At 56.3% G+C, this 11,562-nt stretch carries 9 protein-coding genes and 3 tRNA genes; 5 read left to right on the forward strand and 7 right to left on the reverse strand.

Features of this window, described 5'->3' with window-relative positions; translation table 11 throughout:
• Positions 1–148: 148 nt before the first annotated feature.
• Positions 149–2,704, reverse strand: a complete 2,556-nt coding sequence (locus AC812_RS05925) for an endonuclease MutS2 (protein ID WP_061912911.1) — start codon at positions 2,702–2,704, stop codon at positions 149–151.
• Positions 2,705–2,768: 64 nt separating this feature from the next.
• Between AC812_RS05925 and ettA the strand changes: the two genes are divergently transcribed.
• On the forward strand, positions 2,769–4,451 hold the full coding sequence (gene ettA, locus AC812_RS05930; RefSeq protein ID WP_061912912.1) for an energy-dependent translational throttle protein EttA: 1,683 nt from the start codon (positions 2,769–2,771) through the stop codon (positions 4,449–4,451).
• 6 nt (positions 4,452–4,457) lie between these two features.
• Here ettA and AC812_RS05935 read toward each other — a convergent pair whose 3' ends face one another.
• The 6 genes from AC812_RS05935 to AC812_RS05960 form a co-directional block, all read right to left on the reverse strand.
• Complete coding sequence (locus AC812_RS05935; RefSeq protein WP_061912913.1) at positions 4,458–6,113, reverse strand: tetratricopeptide repeat-containing diguanylate cyclase; 1,656 nt, start codon at positions 6,111–6,113, stop codon at positions 4,458–4,460.
• A gap of 225 nt (positions 6,114–6,338) precedes the next feature.
• Entirely contained in the window at positions 6,339–7,349 is a 1,011-nt protein-coding gene (locus AC812_RS05940; protein WP_061912914.1) for an SGNH/GDSL hydrolase family protein, read from the reverse strand.
• A gap of 115 nt (positions 7,350–7,464) precedes the next feature.
• The gene (locus tag AC812_RS05945) at positions 7,465–8,625 is read right to left on the reverse strand and encodes a hypothetical protein (protein ID WP_061912915.1); all 1,161 of its coding nucleotides are present in this window, start codon (positions 8,623–8,625) and stop codon (positions 7,465–7,467) included.
• A 158-nt stretch (positions 8,626–8,783) separates the two neighbouring features.
• The gene (gene mutY, locus AC812_RS05950; protein ID WP_061912916.1) at positions 8,784–9,914 is read right to left on the reverse strand and encodes an A/G-specific adenine glycosylase; all 1,131 of its coding nucleotides are present in this window, start codon (positions 9,912–9,914) and stop codon (positions 8,784–8,786) included.
• Entirely contained in the window at positions 9,859–10,161 is a 303-nt protein-coding gene (locus AC812_RS05955) for a hypothetical protein (RefSeq protein ID WP_062158829.1), read from the reverse strand. Before AC812_RS05955 ends, mutY begins: the two co-directional genes overlap by 56 nt.
• A 10-nt stretch (positions 10,162–10,171) precedes the next feature.
• The gene (locus tag AC812_RS05960; protein ID WP_061912918.1) at positions 10,172–10,822 is read right to left on the reverse strand and encodes an MBL fold metallo-hydrolase; all 651 of its coding nucleotides are present in this window, start codon (positions 10,820–10,822) and stop codon (positions 10,172–10,174) included.
• Between the two features lie 202 nt (positions 10,823–11,024).
• On the opposite strand from AC812_RS05960, the gene AC812_RS05965 reads away from it, so the two are divergent.
• The 4 genes from AC812_RS05965 to AC812_RS18440 all read left to right on the forward strand — a co-directional run.
• A tRNA-Thr gene (locus AC812_RS05965) sits at positions 11,025–11,097 on the forward strand.
• A gap of 74 nt (positions 11,098–11,171) precedes the next feature.
• Positions 11,172–11,254: transfer RNA gene (locus tag AC812_RS05970), tRNA-Tyr, on the forward strand.
• 53 nt (positions 11,255–11,307) lie between these two features.
• Positions 11,308–11,380: transfer RNA gene (locus tag AC812_RS05975), tRNA-Thr, on the forward strand.
• A 62-nt stretch (positions 11,381–11,442) separates the two neighbouring features.
• Positions 11,443–11,562: GTP-binding protein (locus AC812_RS18440; protein WP_248842573.1), on the forward strand; the 120-nt coding region annotated here is incomplete at its 3' end.

Raw genomic sequence — 11,562 nt, forward strand, 5'->3', positions numbered from 1 at the left:
GTCAACGCCCGGCTGGTATAAAAAGAGCAACGAATAAGCCAGTTTGGGCGGATTTAATAGGGGTCATCCGCATGAAAGAGCGATCGTGGATGGGGATCAACACGATCGCTCTTTGTTCTTCTGTAAAGAAGGTCGAATGAGGAGAAAATCAGCCCTCCCGCAGATGGACAACCGTAACGCCTTCGCCGCCTTCGCTATCCAGGCCGGTTTCCCAGCTGGCAACAAATTCATTTTGCTTGAGGAATTCCCGCACAGCCTGGCGCAGTTTACCGGTGCCTTTGCCGTGAATCACACGCACAAACGGCATACCGCTCAGGTAAGCCGATTCAAGGTAACGCTGCAAGGCTTCAAGGGCTTCATCGGCCCTTTGTCCGCGCAGATCGAGTTCCATGCCGGGGGATGGGGTGAACACAGCCGGACGGGCTGCTGCCGGACGACCCGTAGAGAGCGGACGGGCAGTGCTGGGGGGCGTGGGGGATGGATTTTCTGGCGGCGGCGGGCTGCCGGGGCGTTCAATTTCTTCGGGGCGGGCGCGCAGCCGCAGGTTTCCCATTTGGACTTCAATCTCGGACTGACCCAGTGCGGTAATCACCCCTTCCATCTGGAGCGAGCGCAGGCGCACTTTTTCTCCCAGCCGTAACGGGCGGGCAGGTTCGATGGGTGTGCGTTCTACCGGTTTTTCGGCTTCGCTTTGCAATTCTTCCAGGCGTTCTTGAAGGGGCTTGAGCGCATCCAACGGTTGACGGGCACGCTGCAGTTCGCGGCGCAGGGCGTCCAGTTCGGCACGCAGGGCAGCAATTTCTTCTTCCTGCTCGCGGCGGGCTTTTTCGAGGATGGCACGCCGTTCTTCTTCGATTTTTTCCAACCGCTGAGCCAGTTCGCGGCGCATATTTTCCGCCTGAGAGCGTAAGCGGTCGGCTTCGCTGCGGGCTTTGCGCGCCAGATCGCGCTGGCGATGAATTTCATCCAGCAGGTCTTCGGCGCGCAGGTCGGTTGGGTTGATCATACTCCGTGCGGCTGAAAGGATTTCGGGCGGCAGGCCGAGCCTTTCGGCAATGGCCAGCGCATTTGAGCGTCCCGGCAGACCAATGGTCAGACGGTAAGTCGGTTTGAGCGAACGCAGGTCAAACTCCATACTGGCGTTGACCACACCGGGTGTGGCGTGGGCGTAGGCTTTCAATTCCGGGTAGTGGGTGGCAATCAGGCTGGTCACCCGTTTTTCCACCAGATAGCCCAAAATAGCCCGCGCCAGGGCGGAGCCTTCCTGCGGGTCGGTGCCGGCCCCTAATTCATCCAGCAGCACCAGCGAAAACGAATCCATCCGCCGTAAAATGCGCACAATGTTGGTGATATGACCCGAAAAGGTGGAAAGCGACTGTTCGATGGACTGCTCATCACCGATATCGGCGTAGATGTTGCGAAAAATGCTCAGGGTAGAACCGCTCTGAGCCGGGATGTGCAGGCCAGATTGGGCCATGAGCGCCAACAGCCCGACTGTTTTCAGCGTCACCGTTTTACCGCCGGTATTCGGTCCGGTTATCACCAGGGCGTAGGTGTTCTCATCCAGCACCACGTCAACCGGCACCACCGTTTGGGGGTCAAGCAGTGGGTGACGGGCTTGATAAAGGACAATCACACTGCCGGGGTGCTTTTCGCGCCCGGTTTTGCGGAAGGCAGTCAGTACCGGTTCGGCGGCGTGGAGGTCTTCGGCATATTTGGCGCACATGAAGGCTAAATCAAGGCGGGCAAGGGCATCCACAATTGCAATGATGGCGGGGCTGTGTTCTCCAATTTGATTGGAAAGCTCGCTGAGGATGCGCCGCTCTTCGTCTCGTTCGGCAAGTTGCAGCTCGTGCCACGCATTGTTGAGTTCTACCACCGAGAGCGGCTCGACAAACAGGGTAGCCCCTGAGGATGACTGATCGTGGACGATGGCGCGAATCCGCCCGCGCGATTCAGCCCGCAGCGGGATGACATAGCGCCCGTTCCGCATGGTGATGATGGCTTCCTGGAGATGGGGCGTATTTTTTGGATCCTGAATCATTTTTTGGAGACGGGAAAGCAGCCGTTCATGAGCCGTTTTTATCTCCGAGCGCAGGGAGGCCAGTTTAGGGGAGGCGCTGTCCAGCACCTCGCCGCGATCCGAGATGGTGCGGGAGATGGCCTCAATCAGTCCGGGCGGCGGTGCTAGGGGTTGGGCGATGGCCGCCAGATGCGGGTATTCGGCTTGCTTGCTTTCCAGGGTGCGGAATAGATCACGGGCGGCAATGAGGGTGGATTTGATTTCCAGCAGTTCGGCCGGCAGTAAAACGCCGCTGCGCGCGGCGCGTTCCGCCAGCGGACGCACGTCTCTCGCTCCGCCGATGCCGGCTTCGGATTTCACGCTCAGCAGTCGCCGGGCTTCGCTGGTGATGGCTTGCCGGGTAAGCGCTTCCGCCAAATCGGCTGTGGGGCGCAGGGCGCGGGCCAGCCCGGCAGATGCGGAAAAATCGGCATAACCGGCCAGCCGTTCCAGCACTTTGGGAAATTCCAGCATCGTGAGCGATTTCACATCCATAGCGGCTTGATTGTAATCCAAAATGAACAAACTTTGTGAAGTGAATGAGACGTCCTCGGTCAACTCCGCCTGAGAAATTAGTGATACTGGCAGCACAAGTAAGAGATTGCCGCGCCACCTGACGGCGGCCCGCAATGACTTAAACAAATTAATCTCTCCCCCACCCCTCATTCCCAATTGACGATAAAATAAACCTCAGGAGAGCAGCGCCATGACAAACGAACCCAACAAAATCATTTATTCGATGATCGGCGTCAGCAAGTTTTACGATAAAAAACCCGTCCTGCAGGATATTTATCTCTCGTATTTTTATGGTGCCAAAATTGGGGTGATCGGCTTGAATGGCTCTGGGAAAAGCACCCTGCTACGCATTCTGGCAGGGGTGGAAAAGGACTTCAACGGCGAAACCGTGCTGGCACCCGGCTACACGGTCGGTTATCTGGAGCAGGAACCCCGGCTGGATGAGAATAAAACGGTGCGCGAGATTGTTGCCGAAGGCGTACAGGAAGCCATGAGCCTGCTGGACGAATTCAACCGCATCAGCGAGCGCTTTGCCGAACCACTGACCGACGAAGAAATGAGCGCGTTGATTGAGAAACAGGGCGAGGTGCAGGAAAGGATTGATCATCTGGGGGCGTGGGACATTGATGCCCGGCTGGAAATGGCAATGGACGCCCTGCGCTGTCCGCCCGGCGATACTCCCGTTAGGGTGCTTTCCGGCGGCGAACGCCGCCGGGTGGCCCTGTGCCGGTTGCTGTTGCAAAAACCGGATATTCTGCTGCTGGACGAGCCGACCAACCACCTGGATGCCGAGACAGTGGCGTGGCTGGAACGCCACTTGCAGGAATACCCCGGCACGGTGATCGCCGTCACCCACGACCGCTATTTTTTGGATAATGTCGCCGGCTGGATTCTGGAACTGGATCGCGGACGGGGCATTCCCTACAAGGGGAATTACTCCGGCTGGCTGGAACAGAAGAAAACCCGCTTGATGGTGGAAGAAAAACAGGAAAGCGAGCGCATCCGCACGCTGGAGCGCGAGCTGGAGTGGATTCGCATGGCACCGCGCGCCCGTCACGCCAAATCCAAAGCCCGTATTCAGGCTTATGAACGGCTGCTCAGTCAGGAAAGTGAAAAAGCCGCCAGAGATCTGGAAATTTACATACCACCGGGCCCGCGGCTGGGCAATCTGGTCATTGAAGCCGAGCATGTCTACAAAGGCTACGGCGACCGCCTGCTGATCGAGGACATGAGTTTTTCCCTGCCGCCGGGTGGAATTATCGGTATCATCGGGCCGAATGGGGCCGGCAAAACCACCCTGCTGCGGATGATTACCGGACAGGAACAGCCCGATGCGGGCAGCTTCCGGATTGGGGAAACCGTGCAGATGGCATATGTGGATCAATCCCGCGATGTGCTTGACCCGCAGCGGACGGTGTGGGAGATGATCAGCGACGGGGAAGAAATCATCCGGCTGGGCGAGCGTGAGGTCAACTCGCGTGCCTACGTGGCGCGATTCAACTTCACCGGCGCGGACCAGCAGAAAAAAGTGGGGATGCTCTCCGGCGGCGAACGCAATCGGGTGCATCTGGCGCGGATGCTCAAACAGGGCGCAAACCTGCTGCTGCTGGACGAGCCGACCAATGACCTGGATGTGAACACCCTGCGCGCCCTGGAAGAGGCCCTGCTCAATTTTGGGGGATGTGCGCTGGTGGTCAGCCACGACCGCTGGTTTCTGGATCGGATTGCCACCCACATTCTGGCGTTTGAAGGGGACAGCCGGGTGGTCTTTTACGATGGCAACTACACCCAGTACGAGGCCGACCGCCGCGCCCGTCTGGGCATGGCTGCCGATCAGCCGCACCGCATTACCTACCGAAAACTGACCCGCTAAGCGTTTTTAGCCCTCAAAGGCTTTGACGCAGTTGCGCCCGCTGTTTTTAGCGGCGTAGAGGGCTTGATCGGCGCGGCGCAGCAATTCCTTGAAGGTGTGGGGAAAATGCGGAGGGGATGCCGTGGCCACCCCCAAACTGATGGTCACATTCAGACGGTTGCCGCCGATGCGGATGGGCGACTCGGCAACCGCACCGCGCACCCGTTCGGCCATGCGCAAACCCTGTTCCAGCGTGATTCCCGGCATGATGATGGTGAATTCCTCACCGCCGTAACGGGCCAGGGTATCGCTGCTTCGCAGCCGGTGGCGGATGCGCTCCACCAGAATCGTGAGAACCTGATCGCCGACCAGATGTCCGTAATGGTCGTTGATTTCCTTGAAATTGTCCAGATCGAACATGATCAGGGTCAACGGCTGGCCGGTTTTGCGGGCTTCCTGAAAGGCCGCCTGACCGGTATCGAATAGGGCGCGGCGGTTGAGGCTTTGGGTCAGCGAATCGGTGCGCGCCAGTTTTTCCAGTTTGACCTGATTGCGCTGCTGTTCTTCGACCTTACGCTGGAGTTCCAGCGCCTGTTTTTGGAAAGCTTCTGTTTCGCGCCGGAGGGTTTCTAATTGATGAAGCACCTGCAGGTGCTTGATGCGCCGGTCGGCTTCTTGATCGTAAATGGTCTGGAAAACAGCGTGGTACTTTTTGTACATTTCCAGGGCGGCGGCGGGTTTTCCGCTTTTTTCGTACAAATCCGCCAGTGCGTGATAGGCTTCCATCACCTGCGGCTGGCGGCGGGTCTGCTGGGCCAGCAGGAGGGCTTCGTTCAGGTCTTTTTCGGCGGCATCGTAGTGGCCGCGTTCGGTATGGAGTTTTCCGAGGTTGAGCAGGGTGATGGCTATTTCGGCGGTGAGGTTGTGCCGGCGGGCAACGCTGAGGGCGCGCTGGTAAGCCGAGAGAGCAGCGCTGTCATCCCCCTGGGCGAGGTAGATTTCACCGATATTATTGAGATAGACCGCCTGATCCTGCCAGGTCTGGATGTTTTCGGCAATCTGGATGGCTTCGGTTTCGTATTCCAGGGCGCGGCGTGGTTCGCCGGTATGCAGGTATGCCATTGCCAGACTGTCCAGCGCCCACGAAAGGCGCATGGGCTCATTCAACGCCCGCAGGGTTTGCACGGCTTCGTGCAGGTGAGGGATGGCCAGCTCGGGCTGCCCCAGCAGGACGTAGGTATAACAGATATCGTTGGTAATCTCCGCCGTCAGCAGCTGATCGCCCAATTCCTGCACCTCTTTCAAGGCCTGAAACAGATGTTCGAGGGCGTCGGCAAAATCCCCCATGTGAGCGCAGCCAATGCCGTAATAAGACCGGGCGAGGGCTTTTTCGCAGTTTTTACCCAGCCGCTCAAATTCCTGCATGGCAGTTTGAAAATCTGAAAGGGCGGCGGTGTAAGCCGCATTCTTCAAGTGCAGCCGCCCGCGAGTGATGGTGCAGCCAGCCAGTTCAGCCTGCAGGTTGGGATCGGCGGTTGGGTGATTCCCCGCCAGTTGAAAAACCTGCTGGAGAATTTCCAACCCCTGCACGGGGTCGGCGTCCAGCAAGTCGAGCGCCTGCTGGTGAAGGCGCTGGATTTCAGTGGTTAAAGGTTGGGTGGAAAGGGGAGTTTCGGCTTCCATGGATCAGGTAAAATCAAAAACCCGCGCCAACAGCAGGTGGCTGATTGGCGTCTGGGCTGGTCGAAGGTCAACGAGCGGGGTCGTTTTGACGGCGGAAGTTGTGATAAATATACCACAAAATCACCGCCCGGAAAGGAACAAAAATCCCTGCTGCCGGAAATTTTGAGAGATGCGGGCAGCAGGGAACGAACGGCTCGTTCAATGAATGAAGTTAAGGGTCAGAGATCAGGGGCCCTGCCAGCCGGCTAAGTAAGCCATTAAGACCCAATATGCTTTTGCCATTCTTTGAGCTCCTCTTGCATTTAGATGGCCTCCATTTAGTTCTTCAGTATATTCTGTACAAAGAGCCGGCAATCCTCTTCCTTGATTATCAAAGCAAGGGCTACCATCTGGACGGTGGGAAAGGATGTCAGCAATATCCATGAGCATAATATTGTTTTGACGTGCGTATTCTCTCATTTGATTGTTGAATGAAGTTGAGTCGGGTGTTCCAATTGCAACAGCCAATCCCATTGTCCAGTGGACAATAATTTTATCCGGGTGTCTTTGTGCTAGCGCTTCAATATCTTCTATACCGGGGTAAGGATCAAGTGGATTCCGGGAAAAATATGCTTGATCAATATCGCTACCGATTTCGGCATCCACATAACCAAATTTGAAGGACATAACATCATAAAGATCCGCACGCTGGTCTACTGCCTGAACAAAATAATTAACCTTATTCCACCACCCGGGGTTTTGCCCTGGAGGAGGAGAGTGAAATTCAAATGTCCAAGAACGATAATCATATTTTTGGTCATAAAAAATTTCTTGAGGAGTTAATCCTCTATCGCAATAATTTGGTCTTACCCATTGTCCATTGCTCAGTTGTTGTTTGTAATCACCCAAACATCTGACTCCATCCCATATATTACTGCCTACTGATGCATGGCGAAACAAACTTCTGATTCTTGATGCCCTTTGAATGTATTCATCGGGAATTTGCTCGAAAAGTTGAATCGAGTTGTGATCAATGATATTACCTAACTGCGGGTTGGGGATGATGGTCGGGCTTGGGGTGGGGGTCGGTGAAGTTGTGCTGCTGCGCCGTACCATCGGCAGAAAGACAGTATATGGGCCATCTTGTGGCGTGATTTCGTCCGGCGGCTGGGTCTCGGCCAGCACATTCAGCGGAAAAACCGCTGCGGCAAGAAGGATGAGCGCCATCCCCCAAGGCGCAAGACGGTTGATTTTCATTGATAATTATTCTCCATGAAGTAAAGGATTTTGACCTGCCCCATTGTAGCAGAAAAAACCGCTGAAAATCAGCGGTTTTCAATTTTGTTGGGGGGTTGTAATGACCCTGAAAAGTTTACGGCTGAATGGGCTGCCATCCGGCCAGCTGGGCCAGCATCACCCACATGGCTTTGGCGGCCTGTAATTTGCCGGCCGAAACCGCCCCCAAATGTCCGCCTTCGCTTTCGGTGGTGTATTCGCAGCAAATGACCGGATTTCCGCTATCGCTCAGGCAGGCCTGACCATCGGTGGTGTGACTGAGAATGTCGGCCAGATCGAAGAGGATGCGGTTGTTGGCGCGCGCCCATGTTCGCATTTGATCGTTAAAGCGGCGGGAAACATCGCTGCCGATGTTGCGTGCCAGCGAAGTCGTCCAGTACACGAAGGTTTTTTCGGGGTATTGTTCTTCCAGCGCGGCCAGTTCGTAAAGATTCGGGCCCGCGTAATTGGGGTCAAAGTACACATCGGCTATATCTGACGCGTTGGTGACTTGCAGGTAATTATGCCCGTAGGTGATGATTTGACGATCAGCGTATTGGGGTACCTGATTGAGAAAGTACTGCAATTCCTCGTACCAGTAAGCGCCTTCGCTGAGAACAAATTCGATGTTGCTGCGGTCGTTGCCGCCCGGAAAGCGAATGGCGGCAGGAACAACCGAATCGCGGTTGGTGTAGGTTTTGACCTGATCCGATGGCGCTGCACAGACCACCTGACTGGTGAAGTAACGCCGGCAATGAGAGGGACTGGCTGCCCAGGAAGGGGCTGCCAGACAATCCAGCCCGCTGCTGATGTTCCACCCCACACTCCGGTCAAAGAACACCATGCGGATTTTTTCGGCTTCCCGCAGGTATTCCGGCGGAATTTGATCGAAGAGCGCCGCGGCGCGATGGTCAATGATGTTGATGGGAATCGGCGGAGCAGCCAGTGGTTGAATACCGGTCATGGCGGGGGTGGTCGGCGTGGTTGAGGGCGTTTCGGCCGGCGGCGGATTAGTGGCGGTGAGGGCAGGTAGTGGAGATGAGGGGGTCGGGGGCAGTTCTTCACCGCCGGGTGTGGTGGTCTGGGCGGGTGAAGAAACGCTCCTGCCTGGGGAGGGCTGGACAGGAATTGGAACGGTGGGGGTGGAGGTGGATAATTGCGACACCGCCGCAGGTTGATTTTGGCGAATGAGTACGAAAATCAATGCCAGACCGAGCAAAATCACCAGCGCCCACGGCAGAATGGGTTTATTTTTCATGGGATAACTCTCTTCATAATTGACTAATTTTGTAAATCAAGTAAATTATAACAGCATGTCCGCTGTCCAATCGGCCCAATCTTATGGTTTGGGGTGGCGGTTTGAGGATCGCTTCCGCTGCGGTTTGCAAGGATGGATTATTTGGGGAGAGCTGCGCTTCAGCCTGCCGGGAAGAGCGAACGGCTGATTTTCAGCAGGTCGGCGGCAATTTGACGGTCAATTTTACCCATCGGGAAGCGACTCAATTCTTCAAGCGCTGCCCACGCCATATCGTCCGCCTGATGCGGCTGGGGTTCACCGTGCCGCAGGCGGCTGATGAAGGCGTGCAGGGTGACTTTGAAGTGGGTGTAAGCGTGACGATAGACCCCCAACGGTTCACCGATTTCAATTTCTACCCCCAGCTCCTCGCGGATTTCGCGGCGCAGGCATTCGACGAGAGTTTCGCCGTCTTCCTGCTTGCCGCCGGGGAATTCCCACAACCCGCCCAGCAAGCCGTTGGCCGGGCGGCGGGTGAGCAGTACTTTGCCATCCCGCCAGATGACCGCTGCCGTCACCGTAATCAAGGGGGGTGCAGCGCGGCGGGTCAGCACGGGGCGTTCTTCCTGAACCCCCAACCTCCTGGACTGACACCACTCCGCCAGCGGGCAATCGCCGCAGGCTGGTTTGCGCGGCGTGCAGATCATCGCGCCCAGGTCCATCAAAGCCTGATTGAAATTACCGGCTTGACCGGGCGGAAGGTGGGCGCGCAAATGAGCCAGAATTTGAGCCTCTCCCTCCGGCGAACGAGCCGGCAGACTGACATTGAACAAGCGGGCGGCCACCCGCCGCAGGTTTCCGTCCAACGCCGGTTCGTCCTGCCCAAAAGCAATCGAAGCCACTGCGGCGGCGGTATAACGGCCAACCCCCGGCAGGCGCATCAGTTCTTTCGTGCTGGCAGGAATCTGCCCCTGATACTTTTCCACCACCAGACGGGCAGCACGATGCAGGCTGCGCGCCCGGCTGTAATAACCCAGCCCCTCCCAGGCTTTCAGTACCTGCTGTTCCTCGGCCTGTGCCAGATGTTGAAGGGTGGGAAACTGCTCCATCCAGCGCCGGTAGTAGGGAATGACCGTTTCCACGCGGGTTTGTTGAAGCATGATTTCCGAAACCCACACCGCATAGGGGTCGTTTGTCCCCCGCCATGGTAAAACACGGCGGTAGTTGCGATACCAGATCAGCAGGCGCTCAGCAAGCTCAGAACTGGAACCCGCTGCGGGCTTCGACGATTTTGTACCGGTAATTGCGGACATAATCCTGCAGTTGGTTGTTGAGGCTCTTCCACTCGGCGGAGTTGAGAATCTGGCGCGCCTGCGCCGGGGAAGGCACAACTGCCCCGACCAGAATTTGTGGCTGTGAGCCGTAAACGGTTGCCCACGCATCGCTCAATTCAAACCCCAGCCGTTGAACACCGGGGATAAACTCACGTACCACGAATTCAAAATACTCCTGTTCGCGTTCGGGGGCAATATCCCACGACATGATCAATTTAACAGCCACGGTTTTCTCCTCAATTACCAACCGGATCAAGCACAATGACCTGAGTTTCTTCCGGCAGAGCGTTTGCCGAAGTGACTTTGAGAGAAGGCTGGGTGGACACCGCGGTCAAGCCCATTTCTTTCAAGAACTTGCTGAGCGGCTCCAGTTTGATGGTGGATTGGGGGGTAGCGTAGTGCATCGGGATGACCAGATTGGGCTCCAGCAGGCTGATGATTTCGGCGGCTTTGGCGGCATTCAGACCACTGCCACCGCCCACCGGCACCAGCACAATGTGCACCGGCCCAAGCGCTTCCACCTCGGTTTGGGTGGGAACGCGGTTGATTGCACCCAGATGTAAAACATTGATGCCGTTGTAGTCAATCAAATAGAGTGTGTTGCGCGGTTCATCCTGCGTTTTCTTCGTGTGGCCGTTGGTTTGTACACCGGTAATAAATACGCCGCCGATTTCAAACTCACCAGGCCCGCTGATGACGAATGGCTCACCCTTGACGCCGCTCAGGTAGTTGTGGCCGGGCGCGGCGTGGCTGATGGTGACGATATCGGCTTTGAGTTTCAGCGCTTCGTGTCCCACGGCGCGGTGATCGTAGGGGTCGGTCACCACGCTGGCCAGATTGCGTTCCGTGATGCGAAAGCAGGAATGTCCATACCAGGTAATTTCCATGCAGCCTCCATTACACTGCTTTGATTATACATGGAAACCGGCAAAAGGTAGAGAGCGGTGAAAACTTTCAAAATTGTGGTAAGATTCGGGTGTAGGAGCGTGATTGGGGAGAGCAAATGGGTTAGAAAAGCAGCGTAAACCTTGCCATCTTAAAAACCCTCTGATATAATCTAGCGCGCTATTATGACCCTTAACAATTCAGGCCGACGTAGCTCAATCGGCAGAGCAACCGCCTTGTAAGTGGTAGGTTACGGGTTCGATTCCCGTCGTCGGCTCAGGTTGCGGGCTGGCGAGTGAGGCTGATCTGGAAAAGACAACCTCACTTGCGAGCCGGCAACGGCTCGGGCATGGGCAGTTACCCAAGTGGCCAAAGGGGGCTGACTGTAAATCAGCTGGCGCACGCCTTCGGAGGTTCGAATCCTTCACTGCCCACTGGTCGTCTGACCGAAAATCCCCAAGCCAGGGGAGTTTCTGGAGAACGGCAAGCCCTCATAGCTCAGGCGGTAGAGCACGCCCTTGGTAAGGGCGGGGTCATGGGTTCAAATCCCATTGAGGGCTCTTTATGCCGGTTTTCCCAGGACCCTTCTAGTTATTTAAGAGAGGAGCCAAGGAGAAAAAACATGGCGAAGCAAAAATTTGAGCGAACGAAACCGCATTTGAACGTAGGCACCATGGGGCACATTGACCATGGGAAAACGACGTTGACCGCGGCAATCACCAAGTGGTGCAGTCTGTTAGGG

The organism is Bellilinea caldifistulae (assembly GCF_001306055.1).
Taxonomy (GTDB): Bacteria; Chloroflexota; Anaerolineae; order Anaerolineales; family Anaerolineaceae; genus Bellilinea; species Bellilinea caldifistulae.

What these genes read in the sequence shown, in the direction of transcription:
- AC812_RS05935 (WP_061912913.1), bottom strand. Translation starts at nt 6,113, where the DNA reads ATGGAAGCCGAAACTCCCCTTTCCACCCAACCTTTAACCACTGAAATC.
- AC812_RS05940 (WP_061912914.1), bottom strand. Translation starts at nt 7,349, where the DNA reads ATGAAAATCAACCGTCTTGCGCCTTGGGGGATGGCGCTCATCCTTCTT.
- mutY (WP_061912916.1), bottom strand. Translation starts at nt 9,914, where the DNA reads ATGTCCGCAATTACCGGTACAAAATCGTCGAAGCCCGCAGCGGGTTCC.
- AC812_RS05945 (WP_061912915.1), bottom strand. Translation starts at nt 8,625, where the DNA reads ATGAAAAATAAACCCATTCTGCCGTGGGCGCTGGTGATTTTGCTCGGT.
- ettA (WP_061912912.1), top strand. Translation starts at nt 2,769, where the DNA reads ATGACAAACGAACCCAACAAAATCATTTATTCGATGATCGGCGTCAGC.
- AC812_RS05960 (WP_061912918.1), bottom strand. Translation starts at nt 10,822, where the DNA reads ATGGAAATTACCTGGTATGGACATTCCTGCTTTCGCATCACGGAACGC.